This window comes from Comamonas sp. Tr-654, assembly GCF_011752915.1.
Lineage (GTDB): Bacteria > Pseudomonadota > Gammaproteobacteria > Burkholderiales > Burkholderiaceae_C > Comamonas.
Genome location: NZ_VWWQ01000004.1, coordinates 58,308 through 83,171 on the forward strand (window position 1 = coordinate 58,308; position 24,864 = coordinate 83,171).

20 protein-coding genes are annotated in these 24,864 nt (G+C 65.4%); 3 read left to right on the forward strand and 17 right to left on the reverse strand.

The genetic code is table 11. From position 1 onward, the window contains the following. Positions 1-7 precede the first annotated feature (7 nt). Positions 8-523 (forward strand): AmiS/UreI family transporter, encoded by a 516-nt coding sequence (locus F3J24_RS13595; RefSeq protein WP_003071779.1) that lies wholly within the window; start codon positions 8-10, stop codon positions 521-523. A 129-nt stretch (positions 524-652) separates the two neighbouring features. On the opposite strand, the gene F3J24_RS13600 is transcribed toward F3J24_RS13595, so the two are convergent. Then, the gene (locus tag F3J24_RS13600) at positions 653-1,537 is read right to left on the reverse strand and encodes a DMT family transporter (protein ID WP_167007170.1); all 885 of its coding nucleotides are present in this window, start codon (positions 1,535-1,537) and stop codon (positions 653-655) included. 81 nt (positions 1,538-1,618) lie between these two features. Then, positions 1,619-2,920, reverse strand: coding sequence for a lysophospholipid transporter LplT (lplT, locus tag F3J24_RS13605; protein ID WP_167007173.1), 1,302 nt, complete (start codon positions 2,918-2,920; stop codon positions 1,619-1,621). A 132-nt stretch (positions 2,921-3,052) separates the two neighbouring features. Here lplT and alr point away from each other — a divergent pair, with 132 nt between their 5' ends. After that, on the forward strand, positions 3,053-4,159 hold the full coding sequence (gene alr / locus F3J24_RS13610) for an alanine racemase (RefSeq protein ID WP_167007176.1): 1,107 nt from the start codon (positions 3,053-3,055) through the stop codon (positions 4,157-4,159). A 27-nt stretch (positions 4,160-4,186) separates the two neighbouring features. Here the strand turns inward: alr and F3J24_RS13615 are convergent, their stop codons facing one another. The 12 genes from F3J24_RS13615 to F3J24_RS13670 all read right to left on the reverse strand — a co-directional run bounded on the left by F3J24_RS13615 (position 4,187) and on the right by F3J24_RS13670 (position 20,520). Next, positions 4,187-5,140, reverse strand: a complete 954-nt coding sequence (locus F3J24_RS13615; RefSeq protein ID WP_167008208.1) for a porin — start codon at positions 5,138-5,140, stop codon at positions 4,187-4,189. Positions 5,141-5,349: 209 nt separating this feature from the next. Beyond that, positions 5,350-6,546: an 8-amino-7-oxononanoate synthase gene (gene bioF / locus F3J24_RS13620; protein ID WP_167007179.1), complete on the reverse strand. Its 1,197-nt coding sequence runs from the start codon at positions 6,544-6,546 to the stop codon at positions 5,350-5,352. Further along, a complete protein-coding gene (gene bioD, locus F3J24_RS13625; protein ID WP_167007182.1) occupies positions 6,543-7,226 on the reverse strand; it encodes a dethiobiotin synthase in 684 nt (227 codons plus the stop codon). Before bioD ends, bioF begins: the two co-directional genes overlap by 4 nt. After that, the gene (gene bioA, locus F3J24_RS13630; protein WP_167007185.1) at positions 7,223-8,566 is read right to left on the reverse strand and encodes an adenosylmethionine--8-amino-7-oxononanoate transaminase; all 1,344 of its coding nucleotides are present in this window, start codon (positions 8,564-8,566) and stop codon (positions 7,223-7,225) included. Before bioA ends, bioD begins: the two co-directional genes overlap by 4 nt. A gap of 131 nt (positions 8,567-8,697) precedes the next feature. Continuing rightward, a complete protein-coding gene (bioB, locus tag F3J24_RS13635) occupies positions 8,698-9,771 on the reverse strand; it encodes a biotin synthase BioB (protein ID WP_370527732.1) in 1,074 nt (357 codons plus the stop codon). A gap of 464 nt (positions 9,772-10,235) precedes the next feature. Beyond that, positions 10,236-11,231: a porin gene (locus F3J24_RS13640; RefSeq protein ID WP_167007188.1), complete on the reverse strand. Its 996-nt coding sequence runs from the start codon at positions 11,229-11,231 to the stop codon at positions 10,236-10,238. A gap of 258 nt (positions 11,232-11,489) precedes the next feature. After that, positions 11,490-12,635, reverse strand: coding sequence for a Fe-S oxidoreductase (locus F3J24_RS13645; RefSeq protein WP_167007192.1), 1,146 nt, complete (start codon positions 12,633-12,635; stop codon positions 11,490-11,492). A 188-nt stretch (positions 12,636-12,823) separates the two neighbouring features. Continuing rightward, on the reverse strand, positions 12,824-13,900 hold the full coding sequence (locus F3J24_RS13650) for a homocysteine S-methyltransferase family protein (protein WP_167007195.1): 1,077 nt from the start codon (positions 13,898-13,900) through the stop codon (positions 12,824-12,826). Between the two features lie 66 nt (positions 13,901-13,966). Continuing rightward, the gene (gene alkB, locus F3J24_RS13655) at positions 13,967-14,641 is read right to left on the reverse strand and encodes a DNA oxidative demethylase AlkB (protein ID WP_167007198.1); all 675 of its coding nucleotides are present in this window, start codon (positions 14,639-14,641) and stop codon (positions 13,967-13,969) included. Between the two features lie 10 nt (positions 14,642-14,651). Then, positions 14,652-16,121: an efflux transporter outer membrane subunit gene (locus F3J24_RS13660; protein ID WP_167007201.1), complete on the reverse strand. Its 1,470-nt coding sequence runs from the start codon at positions 16,119-16,121 to the stop codon at positions 14,652-14,654. Further along, positions 16,114-19,308: an efflux RND transporter permease subunit gene (locus F3J24_RS13665; RefSeq protein ID WP_167007205.1), complete on the reverse strand. Its 3,195-nt coding sequence runs from the start codon at positions 19,306-19,308 to the stop codon at positions 16,114-16,116. Before F3J24_RS13665 ends, F3J24_RS13660 begins: the two co-directional genes overlap by 8 nt. A gap of 12 nt (positions 19,309-19,320) precedes the next feature. Next, on the reverse strand, positions 19,321-20,520 hold the full coding sequence (locus F3J24_RS13670) for an efflux RND transporter periplasmic adaptor subunit (RefSeq protein ID WP_167007209.1): 1,200 nt from the start codon (positions 20,518-20,520) through the stop codon (positions 19,321-19,323). A gap of 341 nt (positions 20,521-20,861) precedes the next feature. On the opposite strand from F3J24_RS13670, the gene soxR reads away from it, so the two are divergent. Continuing rightward, a complete protein-coding gene (soxR, locus tag F3J24_RS13675; protein ID WP_167007212.1) occupies positions 20,862-21,338 on the forward strand; it encodes a redox-sensitive transcriptional activator SoxR in 477 nt (158 codons plus the stop codon). Positions 21,339-21,360: 22 nt separating this feature from the next. Here the strand turns inward: soxR and hutG are convergent, their stop codons facing one another. From hutG to F3J24_RS13690, 3 genes are read right to left on the reverse strand one after another with little or no spacing between them, the layout of a single operon-like run. Further along, positions 21,361-22,167, reverse strand: a complete 807-nt coding sequence (gene hutG / locus F3J24_RS13680; protein WP_167007216.1) for an N-formylglutamate deformylase — start codon at positions 22,165-22,167, stop codon at positions 21,361-21,363. Positions 22,168-22,208: 41 nt separating this feature from the next. Beyond that, on the reverse strand, positions 22,209-23,636 hold the full coding sequence (locus F3J24_RS13685; RefSeq protein WP_167007219.1) for a formimidoylglutamate deiminase: 1,428 nt from the start codon (positions 23,634-23,636) through the stop codon (positions 22,209-22,211). Then, positions 23,633-24,862: an MFS transporter gene (locus tag F3J24_RS13690; RefSeq protein ID WP_167007222.1), complete on the reverse strand. Its 1,230-nt coding sequence runs from the start codon at positions 24,860-24,862 to the stop codon at positions 23,633-23,635. Before F3J24_RS13690 ends, F3J24_RS13685 begins: the two co-directional genes overlap by 4 nt. Between the last annotated feature and the right edge of the window lie 2 nt (positions 24,863-24,864).

Genomic DNA, 24,864 nt, shown 5'->3' on the forward strand with positions numbered 1-24,864 from the left:
CTTTTGTATGTGGTTGGGTTTGTCGCTGTTTTATGTGGGTGCCGTGCTGTTTCTCAACGGCCTGTGGATGCTAGGCAAGATTGCCGACAAGGAAATCTGGGTCATCAACATCTTCACCGGCGTGGTGTCCCTATGCATTGGCCTGGCCAGCATCTTCGGCCCGGCGGCCGACGCAGCATCGGTCAAGAGCGGTGCGCTGACCCTGCTGTTCGCCTTCACCTATCTCTGGGTGGCTTTCAATCGCTTCAGCGGTGCCGATGGCCGCGGTCTGGGCTGGTTCAGCTTGTTCGTGGCGGTCACCGCCGTGCCCGTGGCCCTCGATACGCTGACCAGCGCCAGCTCGGGGCTGGACTGGTGGATGGGCGTCAACTGGGCCGCCTGGGCCGTGCTCTGGGCCTTGTTCTTCGCACTGCTGGCCCTGAGGAAGAGCATTGAGCGCCCCACGGGCTGGCTGTGCATCGCACAAGGCGTGCTCACAGGCTGGGTGCCCGGATACCTGATCCTGGCAGGGAAGCTGATGTGACCCCCTGAGGCGCCGTGCGCCTGGGCGGCCCCGCCTTCCCCCTCTCTCTTCGGGAGGGGGACGACACCTTCGGTGCGGGGCGGCGCGGCCGGCGTAGGCGCTTCCTCGGTGTCCTTGATGTGGTTTGGGCTATTTTTTCGGGGCTCTGCCCAAGGTGGCCAGCAAGGCCGCGCCCATGATGAGCGCGCCGCCGGCCAGCGTGCGCGCCGAAAGCGCCTCATGGGCAATCAGCACCGAGGAGACGCTGGCAAACACCACTTCGCTGAGCATGACCACCGAGGTCACGCCCGAAGGCAGATGAGCGGCACCGAATTGCAGGGCCCAGTTGCCCAGCATCAGCAGCACAGCCAGACCCATCGCCACCAAGGCCCAGCTGCCATCGAAAGCCGGAAAGCCAGGCACCACGCCCAGGCTGCTGGCAGTCAGGGCTGTCAGCAGGCCCATGCTCATGCAGCCGGCAAACATGGCAAGCATGCGGGCCTGGGCCGGAATGCCTTGAAAGCGGCGCAGCAGCACATTGGTCAGCGCAAACATGAAGCCGCCAAACACGGCCAGCGCATCGGCCAGGGTCAGTCCGGCAAAAAGCCCGGAGAGCGAGGCATCGGCGGGCAGCAGCACCAGCACCACACCGCCAAAGGCCAGTAACAGCCGCAGCAGCGCCATTGGCGTGGGTTTTTCTCCCAGCAGCTTCCAGGCCAGCAGTACCGCCCAGGCCGGCATGAGATAGAACAGCAGAATGACGCGCACCACATCGCCCACGGTCACTGCCCAGTTGAAGGCCACGTTGTTCAGGCCCGAGCTGGCCGCCAGCAGCAGGAGCACCGGGTAATGCCAGGCCTGCCTGAGGCTGGCCGGGCGCAGCGTCAGCAGACCGGCCAGCACCAGAGCATACATCAATGCCGTGGCCCATAGCGGATGCAGTCCGGCTTCATGCATGAGGCGAAACGGCCACCATGACAGACCCCAGATCAGGGCATTGAGCAGCAGCGCAAATACAGGCAGTGGACTATGCATAAAAAAGGCTTCTAACGCTTACTCTGCAAGCGTTAGAAGCTATTGATTGTGTAGTTAATGCAGCGCGCAGGCTGCAGGACTTCAATGGCAGTCGCGACGCGCGATGTCCAGCAGTTTCTCGACCTCTATTGGGTGTTTCTTGCAATTATTCCAGTGCCAGAGGCCGATCAGCACCATGGTAGCGGCGACCAGCAGACCGAATACCGTGATCGCACCAAAAGCAGTCAATCCCATTTTGGTGGACAGACTGTAGAAGCCACCCATGGCCAGGATGGCCAGCTGCTCGTTGAAGTTCTGCACCGCAATCGAGCGGCCCGCACCCATGAGGTTGTGGCCGCGGTGCTGCAGCAGCGCATTCATGGGAACAACCAGAAAGCCGCCCAGACCGCCAAGCAGAATGAGGAAGGGCACGGCCACCCAGAGATTGTCGATAAAGATCATGCAGACCACGAGCAGGCCCATGAGCACGCCCATGGGAATCACCCGCGTGGCGTTGTCCAGACGCATGCGCATGGAGGCCAGCACCGCACCGACGGCCGTGCCTATTGCAACCACCCCCACCAGGGCCGATGCCTGGGTGGTGCTGTAACCCAGGGCCGCAGCACCCCAGGCCAGCACGATATAGCGCAGATTGCCCGATGCACCCCAAAACAGCGTGGTCGTGGACAGCGAGATCTGACCCAGCTTGTCAGCCCACAGGCGTTTGCTGCAGCGCCAGAAATCGGGCAGCAGGCCCAGCAGATTGGCCATCAGGCTCTTGCTCGGGTCTTCACGCAGCGGACGCATGGCCACGCCCGTCAACGGGATGTGCAGGTTGAACCAGGCCGCCACGATGTAGATCAGGATCAGCACGGCAATCGCTGCTTCTGCCGGGCTATCCACGCCGGTGTTGAAATACGGGAAGTCAAAGCCCAGCAGATGCTCTGAGATGGTCGGCCCCACCAGTTGGCCGCCCACCAGCACCCCCAAAATGATGGAGGTGATGGTCAGGCCTTCGATCCAGCCATTGGCCTTGACCAGCTGTGAGGCCGGCAGCAGCTCGGTCAGGATGCCGTACTTGGCCGGAGAATAGGCCGCTGCGCCCAGGCCGATGACGGCGTAGGCGATCAGCGGATGATGGCCGAAAAGCATCATCAGACAGCCCACCACCTTGATGGCGTTGCTGATGAACATGACCCGCCCCTTGGGCAAGGCATCCGCAAAGGCTCCGACAAAGGGCGCCAGAACCACGTAGAACAGTGCGAACATGGGCACCAGGGCAGCACGTTGCCACTCGGGGGCACCATTGGCACGCAACAGCTCTACAGCGGTCACAAACAAGGCGTTGTCTGCCAGCGAGCTGAAAAACTGCGCTGACATGATGGTGTAGAAACCGCGCTTCATGAATTAGCTGTAACTGGCACCGGGCGGACCGATGCCAAGAAATAAGAGACCCCGTGGCAAGTGACTGGCGGTTATATCACGCAGGCTCCGGCTGACAGTGCCAGAATCCCACTGGTCTGATTGAGAAAAACCATGCCTCGTCCCATTACTGTCACCATCCATCCTGAAGCCGTTCGCCACAATCTGGAGCGGGTACGGCAAGCCGTCCCGGATGCCAAATTGTGGTCCGTGATCAAAGCCAACGCTTATGGCCACGGTATCGAAAACGTGTTTGAGGGGCTGCGAGCGACGGACGGTTTTGCCATGCTGGACCTGGATGAAGCCCAGCGCGTGCGCCAACTGGGCTGGCGCGGCCCCATCCTGCTGCTTGAAGGCGTGTTCGAGCTGCGCGACCTGGAAATCTGCTCGCGCCTCGGTATCTGGCATGCCGTGCACTGCGACGAACAGATCGACTGGCTGGCCGCCCACAAGACCCAGGTCGGCCACCGTGTATTCCTCAAGATGAACAGCGGCATGAACCGGCTGGGCTTTACACCCGAGCGTTTTCGTGCGGCTTATGCGCGGCTGAACGCCCTGCCCCAGGTCGACGAGATCTCGTTCATGACCCATTTCAGCGATGCCGACGTGGCGCATGGCATCGACCATCAGCTCAAGGTCTTTCACGAAACCACGCTGGACCTGCCCGGCGAGCGCAGTATCAGCAACAGCGCCGCCACCTTGCTGTATGGCGATGAAGGCAATGTGCGCTGCGACTGGGTGCGCCCCGGCATCGTGCTCTACGGCAGCTCGCCCGACTTCCCCGCTCACGACGCGGCCCACTGGGGGCTTGAGCCGACCATGACGCTGTCGTCAAAAATCATTGGCATTCAGGAGCTGCAACCGGGCGATACCGTAGGCTATGGCTCGCGCTTCCAGAGCGACGCTCCGCTGCGTCTGGGCGTGGTGGCCTGCGGCTATGCGGACGGCTATCCCCGCGTCTGCCCCACAGGTACGCCGGTGCTGGTGGAAGGTGTGCGCACCCGCACGCTGGGCCGCGTCAGCATGGACATGCTGGCCGTGGACCTGAGCCCCGTGCCCAAGGCCAGACTGGGCAGCGAGGTCACGCTCTGGGGCCGCGCCAGCAATGGGGTCGTGCTGCCCATCGACGAGGTGGCCGCTGCCGCCGGCACGCTGGGCTATGAGCTGATGTGCGCCGTGGCTCCCCGCGTGCCCAAGCTGGTGGAGGGTGCGGGCAAGTAGGCCGCGGCCAGCAACTTCTTGATGGGCTCAGAAGGCGTGCGACATGCCTGCGCCCAGCGAGGTGCTGCCGCCTTTGTGGTCCGGCCGCTGGTGGCCCAGGCTGAGGTATAGCGTGGTGCGCCTGGACAGCGCATGGTCTGCGCCCAGCGAATAGAACAGACGGGTATCGCCATCGAGCTTCTGCCGCCCCACGCCAACCCTGAGCGTGGTCTGTGCGACCAGCTTGTGCGTGGCACCAACCGAGAGCACGCGCGAGCGCCCCAGGCCGTGTGCCCTGCGGCTGTCGTCGGTCGAAGCCATCAGCGTGGTGTCGCCCAGCGAGGTGACGCCCAGCCGGTACTTGATTGCCCCAAACAACGCACGGTCGCCGCTGCCGTTGCGGTCAAGCGCCAGCAGGCCTGACAGCGGGCCCTGGGCGTATTCCAGCGATGCCGCATAGGGCTTGCCACCGCCCGCGCCCTGGGTATGCTCGGGCGATCCGCTCAGATGCAGGGTGAAGCCGCCAAGCGTGGGCGAATCATAGAAAATGCCGTTCGGCGTACGGCCGAATTCGGGCGCACCGTTGTTGCTGACACGATCCGTGGGCGCGTAATAGAACCACTGGTACCAGGCCGAGGAGGCCACGCGATTGATATGGCCCCAGGGATCAAACTTCCAGTCATGGGCCCAGAGTGCGGACAACGCCCGCCCCATGCGCACATGACCCCAGTCGCCGCGCAGGCCGACAGTGGATTCACCGTGCCAGAAGGGTTTTTGCCCAAAGCCTTCGTTCAGACTGGTGTCCAGATCCAGCCGGTGGCTGAGGCGAAACGTGGTCTTGAGTCCGCTCCCCAGATCCTCGACACCCGAAAACGTGATGTGGCTGCGTTGAATCGTGCCCAGTTGCGCCGTGCCCTTGAAGTCGCGGTAAATGCCCAGATCAAGCAGACCGCTGATCTGAACCTGGGAAGACTGGCCCCATGCTGCACCCAGCGCAAACATGCCCAGCGACGCGGCCAGACCTCGAGAAAAACCTATCAAAATCGCTCCTGACTGCGAGGAGAGAACCAAGAATCCGCACGCACCCAGGCGCAATCGCACCACCAGCCCGTGAATGGGCCACGGGTCGGAAAGTTCGGTTTGATAGCGGTCAAATCGGCGAAGAATGAGGCCAGGGCCTGGTGCGGCACAGGCCCCGCCGCTCGGCAGTGTCAGCCTGCCAGCTCCTGCAGCGCCGCCAGCAGCCGGTTCACGTCTGCCTCGGTGTGCAGCGCCGACAGCGCGATGCGAAGTCGCGCCGTGCCCACAGGCACGGTGGGGGGACGGATCGCCGGCACCCATAGGCCATAACGGCGCAACCCATCCATAAGGCTGAGCGCAGCGTCGTTGCCGCCCACCACCAGCGCCTGCACGGCGGTGTCCGATGGCAAAAGTCGCCAACCCTTGCCTTGCAACAAGGGCTGCAGACCCGCGCGCAACTGGGCGATACGGGCCTGCAGCTGCAGACGCAGGGCGCTTTGCTGCTCTATCAGCTGCAAACTGGTTTGCAATGCACGCGCCAGCATCGCGGGTGCAGCCGTCGCAAAGGTGTAGCTGCGCGTTTTCTGCAGCAGCCACTCGATCAGCAGTTCATGGCCTGCCACAAAGGCACCCGAGACGCCGGCCGCCTTGCTCAGCGTGGCCATGTACAGCACACGTGGCGAAGCCTTGGCCCCCGCCAGTCCTGCGGCTGCCAAGCTGCCTCGGCCTTGCGGGCCGAGCACGCCAAAGCCGTGGGCATCATCGAGCAGCAGCAGGGCGTCGTAGCGCTCGCACAGCGCCAGCAACCCCTCGATATCGGCCACATTGCCGTCCATGCTGAAGACGGCATCGCTCACCACCAGCTTGCGCTGCACCGGGCAAGCAGCCAGCAACTGCTCCAATGCGGCCAGGTCGCCATGCCCGAAACGATGGATCTGTGCGCGCGACAGGCGGCAGCCATCGATCAGGCTGGCGTGGTTCAGAGCGTCCGAAAAAATGGCATCGTCCGCGCCCACCAGCGCCGGGATGATGCTGGCGTTGGTGGCAAACCCGGCATAGAAGTAAAGCGCACGGGGCAGTTGCACAAAGCGAGCCAGCTCCTCCTCCAGCGCGGCATTGGCCGTGCTGTGCCCGTTGACCATGGGAGAGCCGCCCGAGCCCACGCCAAAGTCCTGCGCACCGGCGCAGGCGGCCTCAATCATGGCTGGGTGCTGGGCCAGCCCCAGATAGTCGTTGCTGCAGAACTGCAGCATGGGCTGCCCGTCAACCAGAATGCGCGCACCTTGCAAGGGCGCCACGGTACGACGGGTGCGGCGCAGTGCGGCGGCGTCCAGGGCAGCCAGCTGCTGCGGAATATCCTGCAGCCAGAAATTGGAAGATGTGGTCATTGCCATTCCTTGGGCAAAGAGAAGCTGGTCAGGCGAGGATCGGGATTGGTCTGCCAGGGAATATCGGCCAGCAGCGGCGCGCCCAGCCTTCCCAGCTGATGACGCAGCCAGTCCATGTTTTCCTCGGGCACCAGCATCTGCGGCTCCACGCGGCTGGCCACCCAGCCCGCCAGCGGCAAGCCGGCCGCACGAATCGCCTCGGCGGTCAGCACCGCATGGTTCAGGCAACCGAGCTTGAGGCCCACCACCAGCACCACTGGCAGCTGCAGCGCCACGGCCAGATCGGCAATGCAAAGAGTCTCCGACAGCGGCACACGCCAGCCGCCCGCGCCCTCGACCACCACGGCATCGGCCTGCGCGGCCAGTTGCCGGTAGGCGTCCAGAATCGGCGCCAACGTCACCTCCACGCCCGCGCGCCGGGCCGCGATATGCGGCGACATGGGGTCTGGCAGCAGCACGGGGTTGTCCAGCACTGCCGGCACGGCCAGCGTGGAGGCAGCGCGCAAGGCCACCGTGTCTTCGTTGACCCAGCCGCCCTGCCCGTCGGGATCGGCGCCTGCGGCCACGGCCTTCATGCCCACCACGCGCGGATGATGGGCTGCCAGTGCGTGCAGCAGCGCACAGCTGGCCAGGGTCTTGCCCACACCGGTATCGGTGCCCGTGACGAAACAGCCGATCATGCTTTTCCCTTCTTGGCGGCAAGCTCCGCTTCCTGCTGCAAGGTGGTGTTCAGCGCGACCAGCGCGGCCTGACCCAGGTGGGTGATATCGGCATCGTCCAGCACATAGGGCGGCATGCAGTACAACGTGCGTCCTATGGGGCGCAGCAGCAGGCCCAGATCCAGCGCTGCCTCGTGGTAGCGCTGTGCAAAGTCCGGCAAGGCTGTATCGATGTCCCAGGCCCAGATCATTCCCTGCTGGCGCGCGTTGCTGACGCGGGGGTGGGCATTCAGCCCGGCGAATGCAGCACTGATCTTTTCAGCCAGTTGCCGGTTGGCAGCCAGCTGATCCAGTTGCTCGAACAGCTCCAGCGTGGCCACGGCAGCGCGGCAGGCTAGCGGGTTGCCGGTATAGGAATGCGAGTGCAGAAAGCCGCGCGCAGCATCGTCGTCATAAAAAGCGGCATAGACCTCATCGGTCGTCAGCACGGCAGACAAGGGCAGCGTCCCGCCCGTCAGGCCTTTGGACAGGCAGATGAAGTCCGGCCTGATACCTGCCTGCTGATGGGCAAACAGGCTACCGGTACGGCCAAAGCCCACGGCGATCTCATCCACCACCAGATGCACCGAATAGCGATCGCACAGCGCCCGGGCCAGGCGCAGGTATTCGGCGTCATGCATGGCCATGCCGGCTGCGCACTGCACCAGCGGCTCCAGAATCAGGGCAGCAGTCTCCTGGTGATGCGCTTGCAGCCAGGCCTCCAGGCCCTGTGCTGCGCGGCGCGCCACGTCGGCAGCAGATTCGCCGGGCCTGGCCTGGCGTGCATCGGGGCTGGGCACGGTGGCCGACAGACGCACCAGAGGCCCATAGGCGTCGCGGAACAGCGCAATATCGGTGACCGACAGCGCGCCTACGGTCTCGCCGTGGTAGCCGCCGGCCAGACCCACGAAACGGTGCTTGGCAGGCTGCCCCTGGTTGCGCCAGTAATGCGCACTCATCTTCAGCGCGATTTCGGTGGCCGAAGCGCCGTCGCTGCCGTAGAACGCATGACCGAGGCCGGTCAGGCCGGCCAGGCGCTCGGACAACTCGACCACGGGAGCGTGGGTGAAACCGGCCAACATCACATGATCGAGCTTGCGCAACTGCTCGGTCAGCGCCGCCCGGATATGCGGATGCGAGTGACCGAACAGATTGACCCACCAGGAACTGATTCCGTCCAGATAGCGACGGCCCTCGGTATCCACCAGCCAGGGACCGCTGGCATGGTCGATGGCAATCGGCGGCGCGGTTTCGTGCCGCTTCATCTGGGTGCAAGGGTGCCAGACATGGCGCACGCTGCGGCCGGCAAGGCTGTGGTCCATCAAAAACTCCTGAGGCGAATCACCGGCCTTGTCAAAACGCAGGCGCAGCGCGGCCTGGCCTGCACCGGAGGCAGGGCCATGCAATTTGCAACGAGAAAACCCCGGTGCGATGACCGGGGGAGATTCAGGGATCAGCTTGCGGCCGATGTCCCCAGGCCCTTGAGGCCCAGCTTGCGCATCAAGCCTGTATCGGCCTCCACATCGGGATTGCCGGTCACCAGCAGCTTGTCGCCGTAGAAGATGGAATTGGCTCCCGCCATGAAGCACAGGGTCTGCACGGCCTCGCCCAATTGCTGGCGGCCCGCCGACAGGCGCACACGGGCCTTGGGCATGGTGATGCGCGCCACGGCGATCACACGCACGAAGTCCAGCGGGTCCACCGGCTCACTGTCGGCCAGCGGCGTGCCGGGCACGGGCACCAGGCTGTTGATGGGCACGGACTCGGGATAGGGCTGCATGTTCGCGAGCTGGGCAATCAGGCCGGCACGGTGGACCTCGGTCTCGCCCATGCCGATGATGCCGCCGCAGCACACGCTGATGCCCGCATCGCGCACGGCCGCCAGCGTGTCCAGCCTGTCCTGGTACTGGCGTGTGCTGACCACATCCTTGTAGTACTCAGGCGCGGTATCGAGATTGTGGTTGTAGTAGTCAAGACCCGCATCGCGCAACGATGCCGCCTGGTGCGGCTGCAGCATGCCCAGCGTGGCGCAGGTCTGCATGCCCAGCCCCTTCACGGCACCGATCAACTCGTTCATCTTCTCGATGTCGCGGTCCTTGGGCGCGCGCCAGGCGGCGCCCATGCAAAAGCGGGTGGCTCCGGCATCCTGGGCCGCCTTGGCGGCGCGGGTGACTTCCTCCACGCTCATCAGCTTCTCGGCCTTCACGCCCGTGTCGAACTCGGCCGACTGCGGGCAGTAGCCGCAGTTCTCGGGGCAGCCGCCGGTCTTGACGGACAGCAGGGTCGCCAGCTCGATCTCACCGGCAGGCCAGTGCTCGCGATGCACGCTCTGGGCGCGGTGCAGCAAATCCAGAAATGGCATATCCAGCAGGGACTGCACGGCCTCCACGGGCCAGCGCTGCGCTTGAGCGGCCGCGGCGGGCTTGGCCGGCGAATGCCAGTGCACGGTCTGGCCGCCGCCGGCGGCGGCTTGCTGTGCGTCGGCGCTGCGCACTGGGTGGTCTTGCTCGGGCATGGAATAGGACATCGCGGTCTCTCCTCAATCGGGGGAATGCCGCGCATTTTGGGCAAAAAAATCAAGGATTTACAGAGCCCGCATGCAAATAATTGGTCGCCAAAGAGTTGTCGCAAGAAGCGCTATCTTTGAATGCTATTTCATTGCATTTGACAGATTTTCAGCACACGTTCGAAACAGCCAGCCATAACTTCCGTCAACTGCCGCCCTTGTGCACTCAATTCAGCGCAATGCATCGGATTCACACATTGGATTTCAACGAGGAAGAGCGTAGATATCGGCAAAAAGCACGGTTTTTGGCGATTTTTAGCCAGGCAAGGCCCGGGGCAGGGCCTGAAACGGTGCTGCGCCGTCCGTGCAAAGGCGGACAAACACCCAAAATTGGCGGATTTAATTCCCTCAACTCTTGTTGGACATTCGCACCGGGCACAAAAAAGCCGCAGCAAGGCTGCGGCTGGAGGGCAGGAGGCAGGGGTTCAGAAAGCGTGAGCCATGCCCACGCCGAACGAAGTTCCCGAGTCCGCACCGTACTCGTAGCTCTTGCGCCCCAGGCTGGCATAGAGCGTGGTGCGCTTGGACAGCGCGTAGTCGGCCCCCAGGGAATAGAAATGGTTGGTCTGCTCCTGCATGCGCTGGCGCCCGTAGCCGGCCTTTAGCGTGGTCTGCCCCATCTGGTAGGTAGCACCCAGCGTCAGGGCCTTGGCCGAGAGTGCCGTCTGGGCCACGCGCGAATAGTCCCAGGCGGCCATCACGGCGGCCGCGCCAAAGCGGTATTTGCCGGCCACGAAAGTGTCCTTGTCACCGCTGCCGTTGCGCTCGAAGGCCAGCATGCCGCTCAGGCTGTCAGAGTCGTAGTTGAGGGAGGCCGAATAGCCACGCCCCTCACGGCGCAAGGTCAGCGGCACCTCGGTTCGCTCCGGCGAGGCGCTCAGATGCAGAGTGAAACCGCCCACCGTGGGCGAGTCGTAAAAGATACCGTTGGCCATGCGCCCATATTCGGCCGTGCCGTTGTTGCTGTAGCGGTCGGTAGGCGTGAGGTAGTGCCACTGGTACCAGGCCGGCGAGGAAATGCGGTTGAAGTTGGCCCAGGGGTCGAACTTCCAGTCCTGCGACCACATGGCCGACAGGGCGCGGCCCAGGCGCAGATGGCCAAAGCCGCCCTGCAGGCCCACCGTGGACTCGTCATGCCAGAACGGCTTGCTGCCCTGATCCTCCAGACGCCCGGTATCGATATCGAAACGTGCGCTCAGACGGAACGTGGCCTTGAGACCGCCGCCCAGATCTTCCCAGCCCGCAATCGCAAGATTGCTGCGCTGAATCGTGCCGGCCTGAGCCGTGCCATCAAAGCCGCGATAGATACCGCCGTCAATCAGACCTCCAATGCTGACGTTGGAGGACTGGGCTGCCGCAGGCAAAGCGGCAGACAAAAGAGTGAAACATGTGGAACAAGCAATGCCAGTACGCAAGCGCATGCCGGTGGTTCTCCTTGAATTGTGAAGTCACTGCCCCCGCAGCCAGCCCATGGCGCAGCAGAAGACAGAGAAGGTCGAAGACCTGTGAGATGAGGCGATGACAGGCAGTCAGGCACTGCCTGATGCACTGAAGACAGCCGGAACATGGCTGGCAGCGGGGCTGCCAATTCCGACCCGACAAGCCTGCTCAAAAAGCAGGCAACGAGACGCATTATGAAAGTCTGGCCTGCGCAGAGTCCAGTCCGTCGTCAGCTTGGTTCAGCCGCTGCGCGCCACGCCGGAAGCGGCCCAGATGCGATTCATCTCGCTGCAAAAAGGCTGGGCACAGGGTGCCAGACCATGGTACTGACAGCCTTCGGTCATGCACAAATGCGAACGGTGCTCGCTATTGCGGCGCGGCACAGGCAGGGCATTGGCAGCCTGGGCCGCTGCCATCATCAGCCAGGGATCGGACTTGTTCTGCAGCAGCTGCTGCACCTCCTGCGCCAGCGCCGGTGCGGGCATTGCCAGAGGCAGACCGGCCATCTGTGCCGGCGTCGCCTGAGCAGTGCTCGCCGTGACGGGTTGCAACTCCAACCACAGCAATGTGCTGGTAGCAAGCGTGCTGGTCGCCGCAGGCGACTGCGGCTGCACCACCAGAGCCAGAGGACCGCTACTCAAGACACCCGGATCTGCCATGGGCAGGCGCAGCGTCATCCCCGTTCCCTGGGCTGCCGGAATGCTTGCCGCACCCACAGCCTGCGCCCAGGCGGCAGGCACCTGCAATGTCAGAGAAAAGCTGCGCTCGCCTTGCGGCGTGACCAGCGTGCCCTGCTGCACCAGCCAGTTTTGCAGCTGGGGCAGACGCGGTGTGGCAGCGCCGCCAGCAGCGGTTGCAACCATGCCCTGCTGTACCTGCTCCAGCGCCACGGCCGCCGTGGGCGACAGGGCCGCAGCCGTCTGCAAAGCCGAGCTGGGCGGCTGCGCGCCAGACACCGCAGCCTGCGCCAAGGCCTGCATCAGCGCAACCGATCCCTGCTGGCCGGCCAGCAGTTGCAAGGGCTGGGCCTGCCCCTGCAGGCTGACCTGAACCTGCGCGAGCAGGCTTTGCACAAACTGCTGCACCGCCGCTGGCAGGCCCTGACTGGGCCAGCTCGCCGCAGGCGCACTGGGCTGGGCCTGTACCTGCAGGGCCAGTTGCGCAATCAGATGTTCAAAGGCCTGGAGCTTGAGGTTCTGCAAGGTTTGCGGCGACCACTGCACGATGCTGGTCGCCGGGGGCGTCGCCTGAGCGGCGGGCAGCTGCTGCGCTGCGGGAAGATCCGGGACAGCGGCTGCAGCCACATTGCCGGCCTGCGCAGCCGCCTGGCCCGTGGGCACGGACACGGGCAGTACGGAGGCAACGGGTTGCAGTGGTGCAGTCATGCGGTCGTCGGTGGCGGGGCATCAAAGCCGGAATCAGGCCATTGTGCCCGCCCCTGCAGATAAGCATCGGAAAAAGAGCTACCGGTGCTTGCAGCTCAAGCACCAGGGCTGCCCGGATCGTGCCGGGGCCGCATGGTTCACGCCTGCGATCCGAAGCGCGGGTCAGGGGCGAACCATTGCGGGCGGAATCAGGCTTCGGCCGGGTAGAACAGCATGCGCGTGGCCGTGGCCTGCACGGCCTTGGCAATGGCACCGATATGGTCGGGTGTGGTGCCGCAGCAGCCGCCCACGATATTGACCAGACCTTCGGCCGCGAATTCGTGTACCAGACGGCTGGTGATCTCGGGCGTTTCGTCAAAGCCGGTGTCGCTCATGGGATTGGGCAGGCCGGCATTGGGGTAGCAACTGATAAAGGTGTCGGGAGCCGCCTTGGCCAGCTCCTGCACATAGGGACGCATCAGCGTGGCACCCAGGGCGCAGTTCAGGCCCACGGACAGCGGGTTGCTATGGCGCACGCTGTGCCAGAAGGCGGTCACGGTCTGTCCGCTCAGAATCCGGCCCGAGGCATCAGTCACCGTGCCGCTGATCATGATGGGCAGGCGCTCGCCGGTCTGCTCGAAGGCCTCGTCCACGGCAAACAGCGCGGCCTTGGCGTTGAGGGTGTCGAAGATGGTCTCGACCAGGATCACGTCGGCACCGCCTTCAATCAGCGCCAGCGTCTGCTCCAGATAGGCCTGGCGCAGCTGCTCGAAGGTGATGTTGCGCGCAGCCGGGTCGTTGACATCGGGGCTGATGGAGGCCGTCTTGGGCGTGGGGCCCAGGGCGCCGGCCACATAGCGCTTGTGATCGGGCGAGCTGTACTTGTCACAGGCCGCACGCGCCAGCTGCGCGCTCTTGAGGTTCATCTCATAGGCCAGATCGGCCATGTGATAGTCCTCCTGCGCAATCGTGGTCGCACCAAAGGTATTGGTCTCGATCAGATCGGCACCGGCAGCCAGGTATTTCTCATGGATGTCGCGAATCACGTCGGGACGGGTCAGAGACAGCAGCTCGTTGTTGCCCTTGACGTCATAGGCGAAGTCCTTGAAGCGCTCGCCCACAGCGTCGGCACCGGCATAGCCTTCGCCGCGGTACTGCGCCTCGCCCAGCTTGAAACGCTGAATCATGGTGCCCATCGCACCGTCAAGAATGACGAGGCGCTTGGCAAGCGTTGCGGGCAGCTCCTGGGCTCGGGTGTAGGCGGGGGTGGGATGCGACTGGCTCATAGACCGCCATTGTAGGAAAGCTGGCAGGCTTTGCCGGGCAGCCGGGCATTGCCCTGCCGCCAGCGCCTATTCCGATGGCTGGCCTGCCGGGTAGCGAGCCTTGGCCATGCGGAACGTCAGGTTCCAGCGCTCACTGCCAAGCAGCGGGTGCTGGCCCGGCTTGAGCGGGGCAACGCCATGAAACACCAGGCGCGAAGGCCCTCCCCAGACCAGCACATCGCCATGGTTGAGCGCAAGGCGCCGGGTGGAACTCTGGCGCGTCAGCCCGCCCCAGAGAAAGCTGCAAGCCAGGCCCAGCGAGACCGAAACTATGGGCGCCGCAAAGTCATGCTCGTCCTGGTCGCGGTGCAAGCCCATGCGCGCACCCGGCTGATAGCAGTTGATCAGGCAGGCGTCGGGCGCAAAACCCGGATAGCCGGCCAGCGCCGCGGCCCTGGCGGCCTGCTCGCCCAGAAAAGCGGGGATGGCAGGCCAGGGCTTGCCGGTCTGCGGATCGGCAGCGCTGTAGCGGTAACCCTGCAGATCCGAAATCCAGCCCCAGCCGCCGGCGTTGGTGATCGCCACCGACATGAACTTGCCGCCGGGCACCTGCATGGAGCGAAACGCTGCCCGGGTCTGCAAGGCCCTCACCTCGGCCACCCAGCGCTGCTCCTCGGCTGTCGCAAACCCGCGCAGCAGCACGGCACCGTCATCAATGATTTCGGCGGGCAGGGGTTCGTCAGGAAACAGCGAAAGCGTCATTGCAACGCCATCATAGGCCTGACCGGGGCTGCCCCTCCCAGCCGCCAGCCAGCGCCTGATACAACGCCACGGAGGCACGCAGGCCACGCACACGGCTGTCGGCCGCCGCGTCCTGGGCCGCGTAGAGGTCGCGCTGCGCGTCCAGCACCTCGTACAGGCCCACGCTGCCCAGGCGGTAGCGGCGCTGCGCGAGCTGCTCGGCCCGTGCTCGCTGCTCGGCGGCCTGGGCCAGATGGGCATCCTCGGTGCGGGTGCGCGCCAGGCCCACCAGGGCATTCTCGGTGTCCTCCAGTGCCAGCAGCACGCTTTGCTGGTACTGGGCCAGCGCGACCTGGGCACCGGCCTCGCTGGCAGCGATACGCGCACGCACGCGGCCCACGTCGAGAAAAGACCAGTCCACACCCAGGAACACGCTGCGGCTCGCGCTATCGGCCTCGAACAGCGCGCCCGCGCCAAGGGCGGAGCTGCCCAGCAGACCGCCTAGCGACAGGCGTGGGAACAGCTCTGCCGTGGCCACGCCCACTCGCGCCGTGGCGGCATGCAGACGCGCCTCGGCGGCGGCCACATCGGGACGACGGCGCAACAGCTCGGCGGGCGTGCCAGGAGCGATGCTCTCTGGCAACTGCGGCAACGCCGCCGGCGCGTCCAGCGCCGCGATCAGAGCCTCGGGCACCTGGCCGGTGAGCACAGCCAGCCGGTGCTGGGCCACGGCGATCCGGGCCTGCAGCGCCGGAATGCGCGAGCGCGTGGTCTCCAGCTGCGCCTGGGCACGCGCCAGGTCGAAGTCGGTGCCGCTGCCATGCGCCAGCCGCAGCTGCACCAGGCGCAACGTGTCCTGCTGATTGGCGGCATTGGCCTCGGCCAGATGCAGGCGCTGCTGCCAGCCGCGCAGATCGGCGTAGCCGGCCGCCACCTGGGCCGCAATGGCGACCCGCAGCGCAGCCAGATCGGCGGCACTGGCGCGCAGGTCGGCGCTGCCGGCCTCGATGTTGCGACGTACGCGACCGAACAGGTCCAGCTCCCAGCTCGCGTTGATGCCGGCGCTGTAGCTGCGCTGGCTGCGCGGCCCGCTTTGCGCCCCGCTTGGTGCCTGGCTTTCGCTGAGTCTTTGCTGCAGCGCCTGGCCCGACAGGGTAAGCGTGGGCAGCTGATCAAAACGGCTTTCTCCCAGCAGGGCCTGGGCCTCATCGAGTCGCGCCAGTGCACCGCGCAGCTCCTGGTTGGCCCGCAGGGCCTGCTCTACCAGTTGCGTCAGTTGCCTATCCTGGAACTGGCGCCAGAACGCGGCATCGGAGCCGATCTCGGGGGATGCCAGCTGCGGGACTGCAGACGGCTCGGCCCGCGCGAACTGCGCGCCGGCCGCGGGTAACTCGGGCGCACGAAAATCGGGGCCGACGGCGCAGCCTGCCAGCAGGGCCGAAAGGCCTGTCACGGCCCATGCCAGCGCATGCCGGCGCAAGGGTTTGCAGATCTCAGACATGGCTGCCCTCCAGGGATGCAGGTGACACTGCAGAAGCCGGTTGGGCGGGCGGGCGAGCCGCCAGCGAACGGCCCGACAGACGGCGCAGCGTGACGTAGAACACAGGCGTGAGGAAGAGGCCGAACAGGGTCACGCCCAGCATTCCCGAGAACACCGTCACGCCCGTGGCCGCCCGCACCTCGCTGCCCGCGCCACTGCCGATCAGCAAGGGCACGGCGCCCGCGATGAAGGCGATGGAGGTCATGACGATGGGCCGCAGCCGCAGACGGCAGGCCTGCAGCGCGGCATCGACTGTTGCCGAACCGCGCATCTCCAGTTCGCGTGCGAACTCCACGATCAGAATCGCGTTCTTGCAGGCCAGCCCCATGAGCACCACCAGACCGACTTGCACGAAGACATTGTTGTCCCCCCCGGCCAGCCATACGCCGAACAGCGCCGCGCAGATGCACACGGGCACGATCAGGATCACGGCCAGCGGCAGGGTCCAGCTCTCGTAGAGCGCGGCCAGCACCAGAAACACCAGCATCACGGCGATCACGAAGACCACGGCTGCGGCATGGCTCTGCTCGACCTGCTGGTAGCTCAGATCCGTCCAGGCCAGCTCGATGCCGCGCGGCAGCGTGCGCTGCGCGATCTCCTGCAGCTTGGTCAGCACCTCGGCCGAGGACAGCAGGCGAGGATCAGAATCGCCGATCAGGTCGGCGGCCGGAAAGCCGTTGTAGCGCAGCACCGGATCGGGTCCGTAGCTGGGCACCACGGTGACCATGGAGCCTATGGGCACCATCTCGCCGCGCGCGTTGCGCGTGCGCAGCTGGGCGATGTCCTCCACGGCCTGGCGGTAGTCGGCATCGGCCTGCAGCATCACGCGCCAGACGCGGCCGAAGGCGTTGAAGTCGTTGACGTAGACCGAGCCCAGATAGGCCTGCAGGGTCTGGAACAGGTCGGTCAGCGCCACACCCTGGGCCTTGGCCTTGATGCGGTCTACCTTCACTTCCAGCTGCGGGATGTTGGACTGATAGCTGCTGACCGGATAGGTCATGCCCGGTGTCTTGGCAATCTCGGCCTGAAAGGCCTCAAGCGCCTGCTGCAGCGCTGCATAGCCCAGGCCTGCGCGATCCTGCAGGAACAGCGAATAACCAGATCCGTTGCCCAGGCCCTGGATGGGCGGCGGCATCAGCGCATAGGCGAAACCGCCCTCGATCTGCGCGAACTTGGCGCCCAGCTCGGCATTGATGGCCTCGGCGCTGCGTGTGCGCTCGCCGAAGGGTTTGAGCATGATGTAGGAGCTGGTCAGATTGGGCGTGGTCGTGGACTGCAGCGCATTGAAGCCCGCGAAGGCGGCGACCATGTCCACGCCATCCACGCTCTTGGCCGTCTCCACCATCTGGCGCGTGACCGCATCGGTGCGGTTCAGCGATGCGCCCTCGGGCAGCTTGGCACCGGCAAACAGGTAGAGCTTGTCCTGCATGGGGATGAAGCCCCCGGGCACGGCATGGAACAGCACGGCGGTGCCGGCCAGCAGTGCCGCATAGACCGCGAACACCAGGCCGCGTCGGTGCAGCGAGCGCCCCACCGAGTTCTGGTAGCCATGGGCGCTGCGATCGAAGAAGCGGTTGAAGGGCCGGAAGAACCAGCCCAGGCCCTTGTCGATGACGCGTGCCAGCGCGTCGCGCGGTGCGCCGTGCGGCTGCAGCAGCCTGGCCGCCAGTGCCGGCGACAGGGTCAGCGAGTTGATGGCCGAGATCACCGTGGAGATGGCGATGGTCACCGCGAACTGCTGGTAGAACTGGCCCGTGACGCCGCTGAGAAAGGCCATGGGCACGAAGACCGCGCACAGCACCAGGGCGATGGCGATGATGGGCCCGGAGACCTCCCTCATGGCCAGATGGGCCGCCTCCTGCGGGCTATGGCCCTGCTCGATGTAGCGCTCCACGTTCTCGACCACGACGATGGCGTCGTCCACCACGATGCCGATCGCCAGCACCAGGCCGAACAGCGTTAGCGTGTTGATGGAATAGCCCAGCAGGTACAGGCCCGCGAAAGTGCCGATGATGGACACGGGCACGGCCAGCAGCGGAATGATGGAGGCGCGCCAGGTCTGCAGAAAGACGATGACCACCAGCACCACCAGGACCACGGCCTCGATCAGCGTACTCTGCACGGCCTTGATCGAGTCGCGCACAAAGACCGTGGGGTCCCAGACGGATTCGAAGGCCACGCCTTCGGGCAGGTCCTTGGAGAGCCGATCCATGGCCGCGTAGACCTGCTCGGCCACGCCCAGTGCATTCGCGCCCGGCGACAGGAAGATGCCCACGGCCGCCATGTTCTTGGTGTCGCTCCACGAGCGCAGCGTGTAGTCGCTGGCGCCCAGCTCGATGCGCGCCACGTCGGCCAGACGCACGACCTGGCCGCCTTCGCCGCTCTTGAGCACGATGTCGCCGAACTCCTCGGCCGTCTTCAGCCTCCCGCGCACATTGATGGACAGCAGCTTGTCGGACTTCTGCGCACTGGGCTCGGCGCCCAGCTGACCGGCCGAGACCTGTATGTTCTGCTCGCGGATGGCGGCGATCACCTCGCCGGCCGTGAGCTGGCGTGCTGCCACCTTGTGCGGGTCCAGCCAGACGCGCATCGCATAGTCGCCCGCGCCGTAGATGCCCACGTCGCCCACGCCGGGAATGCGCGCCAGCACATCCTTGATCTTGAGCGTGACATGGTTGCGCAGGTACAGCGCATCATGCTGGCCATCCTTGGAGACTAGGCCCACGTACATCAGCGGCGTGGACGCCTGCTTCTGCGTGGTCACGCCGAACTGCCGCACCTCCTCGGGCAGCCGGCTCTGGGCCTGGCTGACACGGTTCTGCACGCGCACGGCGGCGGTATCCGGGTCGATCTCGGGGCGGAAGGTGGCAACCACCTGCAGGCTGCCGTCCGAAGCCGCGACCGACTTCATGTACATCAGGCCTTCGACCCCGTTGATGGCCTCCTCCAGCGGCACGGCCACCGACTCGGCGACCTCCTTGGGATTGGCCCCCGGATAGGTGGCGCGCACCACCACGCTGGGCGGCACGACCTCGGGATATTCGCCCACAGGCAGCTGCGGAATGGCCACCAGGCCGACGGCGAACATGATGATGGAGAGCACGACCGCGAAGATGGGCCGGTCTATGAAGAATTTGGAGAAGTCCATGGCACTCCCCCCTTACTGCGCAGCGGCGGGCACGGGCTGCGCGGCCGCTGATGCCACCGGCATGGGATTGACGGGCATGCCGGGGTAGTAGATGCGCTGCACGCCACCCACCACCAGCCGGTCACCCGCGGCCAGGCCTTTTTCCACCAGGCGCCGGCCATCGACCATGCGACCCAGCGTAAGGTCGCGGCGCTCGGCCAGATTGCCTTCGCCCACCACATAGACGTACTTGCGGTCCTGGTCGGTGAGCACGGCCTTGTCGTCGATCAGCAGCGCCTGGGGCTCAGGCTCTTGCCGGTCCGTGCCGCTTTGCATCTGCACGCGTGCGAACAGGCCTGGCGTCAGCATCCGGTCGGGGTTGGCCAGGCGCGCGCGCAAGCGCATGGTGCCCGTGCCAGGCTGGAGCTGGTTGTCGCTGAAGTCCAGCGTGCCCGCATGGTCAAAACCGCTGTCGCCGACCAGGGCCACGCGCACCGCGCGGCCCTGGCCGCTCAGGCCGGCCAGACCTGCCTTCTGGTAGCGCAGAAAGCTGTGCTCGTCGGCATCGAAATACGCATACACCGGATCCTGCGAGACCAGGGTGGTCAGCACACTCTGGTCGGCCTGGGCCATATTGCCCACGGTGAGCAGGGCGCGGCTGGCACGGCCCGTGATGGGCGCACGCACCTCGGTGAAGTCGAGCTGCAACCGTGCGGTGGCCAGTTCGGCCTCTGCCGCACGCACCTGGGCCGTGGCCTGGGCCAGCGTTGCTGCCCGCGTGTCGGCCTCCTCGCGCGAGACCGCATTCTCGGCCACCAGTTGGCGCGCGCGCTGGTCCTGCGTCTGCGCCAGCCCGGCAGCGGCGCGTGCGCGTTCGAGCTGGGCCTGGGCGCTGGCCAGGGCCGCGCGATAGGGCCGCTGGTCGATCACGAACAGCAGCTGGCCCTTCTTCACCTCCTGGCCCTCGGCGAAGGCGATGCGCTCGATATAGCCCGACACGCGTGAGCGCAGCTGCACCGACTCCACGGCCTCGATGCGGCCGTTGAACTCGTCCCAGGGGCGTATGGCCTGCAAGGCGACCTCGGCCACCTGCACCTCGGGCGCGGGCGGCGGGCCGTTGCTGGCATGGGCATCGCCTGCGCCGGAACGACCGCAGCCGGAAAGCAGGGCCAGCGCCGCGAGGCCGCCGGCCAGCAGCAAGGGCCGCAGCGGCGGCGTGGAATGGACTGACATATGAACTCTCCCTGAATGAATGCGCCCGCCCTGCTGGCGGCAGCAGGCCTGACGGAACGACCGCCTCTGCCGATAAGACGCAGGAGCGGCCATGCTTGTGACAAGCATTGGCAGGTGGCTGGAAGAGATTCAATAAAGATAGCTGCTATCGCTTTTCAATAAACAACTTCAAGCGTAAAACTATCTGAAATCGTTTTTCATCAAGCGGATGCAGCTATGAATAGCAGAAGAACTCCGACCAGCGCATGGGCCGTTGATTGCGGCTCCACCGGCTATCGATCACAATGGCGGCATTCTTCAAGTTCAAGTGAACTTTAAGTCAAGCCACGGAGAAAGACATCATGAAAATTGAGGATGATCCGCTGATGAGCATCAGCGACTTCGCACAGCGCAGCGGAGTCAACGCATCAGCGTTGCGCTACTACGAGTCGCTGGGTCTGATCGAATCGGTGCGAAGCAGCAGCGGAAGGCGGCGCTACCACCGCTCGGGCCTGCGGCGCATCGCCTACATCGTGTTTGCACAGCGCGTGGGCTTCACGCTGGAGGAGATCGCCGCGCAGCTGGCGCGGCTGCCGACGCGGCATGTGCCCACAGGCGGCGACTGGCAGAAGATGTCGCGCATCTGGCAGCAGCGGCTGGACGAGCGCATCGACGAGCTGCAGCGCCTGCGCGACAGCCTCAACCAGTGCATAGGCTGCGGCTGCCTGTCGCTCAAGGTCTGCAACATGTACAACCCCGGCGACCAATGCCAGCGCGGCGGCCCTGGGCCGCGCCGCTGGATGGGCGATGCACTGCCAGCGGGGTGCGAAGGCCACTAGCGCAGCGGCTGCGCGGCCTGACTCAGCTGCGGGCGAACGCCAGCACGGCCTGCAGCAGACGCTGCATGGTGGGCTGGATGCGGGCCGCGACCTCGGGCAGGTAGTCGAACGGCATCTGCTCCTGCATATAGCTGGACTGCGTCATCTCCAACTGCACGGCGTGGAAGCCCTGCTCCGGCTGACCATAGTTGCGCGTGATGAAGCCGCCCTTGAAGCGGCCATTGAGCACGCTGGTGTGGTCCGGTGCCTGTCGTGCAATGTCCAGCAGCTGCTGGGCCAGCGCTGGCGCGCAGCTCTTGCCGTCGGCCGTGCCCAGGTTCAGGTCGGGCAGCTTGCCCTCGAAAAAGCGCGGCAGCACCGAGCGGATGCTGTGCGCATCCCACAGCATGGCCACGCCATGCTGGCTCTTGATGCGATCGAGCTCGGCGCGCAGCTGCGCATGATAGGGCTGCCAGTAGAGTTCGCGGCGGCGCGCGACTTCCGCCTCGTCGGGCTCCAGATCCTTGCTGGCATACAGGGGCTCGCTGTCGAAGCCATCGACCGGGCACAGCCCGGTCACGCTCTGGCCGGGATAGAGGCTGGCACCATCGGGCGGACGGTTCAGATCGATGACATAGCGCGAATGCGTGGCGGCCAGAATGGATGCGCCCAGTGCCTTGGCGAAGTCGTAGAGCTGCGGCATGTGCCAATCGGTGTCATGGACTTCGCGCCCTTCGGGCGTGAGCTTGGCCGCAATGTCGGCCGGCACATGGGTGCCGGTATGCGGCATGGAAATCAGCAGCGGTGCCGTACCCTGGTGAAAGACAAAGGGGGCGATGGCTTGGCTCATGGAGCGTCTCTCTTCTGTCAAAAATCTGAATGCGGCCGCCCTCAGGCGTTCTGCAGCAATGCCTTGCGGGTCTGCACAAAGCCTTGCTGAGCGACTTCGTGCAGCGCATGGCGGCCTGCCTGCACGCGCTGCTGGCCGCGAACCCAGACTTCGGCAATGGCCGAAGTGCGATGGCTGGCAAACACATGGGCCGCATGGCCGCTGTCGGCAGGCAGCCCGTTGAGGGCCACATGGCGGGCATCGAGCACCACGAAGTCGGCCTGCTGACCCACGGCCAGACCGGCAATGGAGCGGCCCGAGGCTTGGGCACCGCCGGCCACCGCCTGCAAGGTCATGGAGGTCGCCACCTGGGGCTGGGCGCCACCGCCAAGCACATTGCGCTGGCGCAGGTTCAGGCGCTGGCTGTATTCGAGCATCAGCAGCTCTTCGGCGGCATTCACCGAAGCATGGCTGTCCGAGCCAATGCCCCAGCGGCCGCCATGCCTGAGCCACAGCGGCATGTCGAAGATGCCGTCGCCGAGATTGGCTTCGGTGGTGGGACAGATACCAGCCACGGCAGCGCTGCGTGCCGCGCCTGCATATTCCTCGGGCGTCATGTGCGTGGCATGGATCAGGCACCAACGCGCATCGACAGGAGCATGGTCGAGCAGCCATTGCACGGGGCGTTGACCGCTCCAGGCCAGACAGTCATCCACCTCCTGGGTCTGCTCTGCGATATGGATGTGCACCGGAGCCTTGGGCAGCATGGCGTGCAGGCCTGCGAGCGCGGTCTTGAGGCTGTCCGGCGGCACGGCGCGCAGCGAGTGCGGAGCCAGGCCCAGCGCTGCCTGCTGCGCCCTGGTCACGGGCTCCAGCTGCTGCAGCAGGGCGAGCATGCTGTCCGTGCTGCGAATGAAACGGGCCTGATCCTCGCGAGGCGGCAGCCCCCCGAAGCCGCTGGTCTGATAGAGCACGGGCAGCAAGGTCATGCCTATGCCGGTCTTCTGCGCCGCACGCAGCAGCGCCAGGGACAGGCTGGCATCGTTGGCATAGGGCTTGCCACCGGCATCATGGTGCACATAGTGGAACTCGCACACCGAGGTGTAGCCCGCCTCCAGCATCTCCAGGTACAGCCAGGTCGCAATCGCCTCCAGGGCCTCGGGCGTCATGCGGTTGGCAAAGCCGTACATCAGCTTGCGCCAGCTCCAGAAGCTGTCCTGCGCCTGGCCACGGAACTCGGTCAGCCCGCCAAACGCGCGCTGGAAAGCATGCGAGTGCAGATTGGGCATACCGGGGATCACTGGACCAGCGGCACGGATGGCGGTATCGACCTCGCCGGCCTCGCCGCTTTGCGGATCTACATCGGTGAGCACCTCGGCCAGACGCCCGCTCTCATCCCAGCTCAGCAGGACGTTGCGCGCCCATCCCGTGGGCAGTAAGGCGTCTTCGGCAAAAAGTGTGCCGCTGGAGAAGGAAGAGTGCATGATCATTTCGAAATGCCTGAAGGGGATGAAGCCAAACGCTGGCCACGGGCCGCAAGCGCCAGCGCAGCCACAGCCAGCAAGGCCAGTGCGGCGCTGACCTGAATGGCCAGGGCGTAGCCGCCAGTCTGGTCGAACACCCAGCCGGACGCGCTGGCGCCGACGACTGCCGCCAGCCCCACGCTGATGTAAAGAATGCCCAAAATGGCCCCCAGCCGCAAGGTGCCGAACCACTGGGCGGCCAGGACGGGAAACAGGGCGATGCAGCCACCGTGCGCCGCGCCGAACAGCAGGGAAAAAACGGCCAGCGCAGCCCAGCCATGGGCCTGCCACCACAGCAGGTGCAGCAGGGCCAAGAAAATGCTCAGACCCATGAGCAGACGCAAAGCGCCCAGTCGGTCCCCGAGACCGCCCAGCAGCGGTCGGCCCAGCACATTGCCGGCGCCTATCAAGGCGATCAGCCACTGGCTTGAAACGGCATCGATATCCAGGCCCTGGGCCATGGGAGCGATATGCACCAAGGCGGCAAACAGGCTCACCGAAGCCAGGAAAATGGCCAGGAAAAACCAGCCGAAGCTGCCGCTGCGCACGGCCCGGGACAGCTCCATGCCCTGCGCCTGGGCTGCAGCCTGGGCAGGGTGAGGATCACCGTCGCAGCTCAGGCCCAGCTGCGAAGGCTGGCCGACCATGGACAGCGCGGCAGGCAGCCCCAGCAGCAAGATGGCCAGCGCGAACCACTGCATGGCGATCTGCCAGCTCTGCTGCTCCAGCAGCCAGCCCGCAAACAGTGGCGCGGCGAACGTGCCGACGCCGGTGCCCGCCGAGGCCAGGCCGGAGGCACGGCTGCGCAGCCGTATGAACCAGCGCTGCACGGCCACCAGGGCCGGTACGTAGATCAGACCCACGCCACCGCCCACGAACAGGCCAAAAACCACGAACAGCTGCGCCAGCGAGCGGGTCTGACTGGCCAGCGCAAAGCCTGTGGCCAGCAGCAAGACCCCCGCACCGGTCACGCGACGCAGGCCTATGCGGTCGGCCAGGGGACCGGCAATGGCTCCCACGCAGTAATACAGCAAAGCCGTCACGGCAAACAGCGAGCCCACCGAGAAACGGCCCGCATCGAACTGCGTCTGGATGCTCTTGAAAAAAGCGCCAAATGAATAAGCCGCACCGAAGGCCAGGGCGAGCAGGCCATGGGCCGCCGCAACAATCGTCCAACCCCGGAACAGCTTCATGG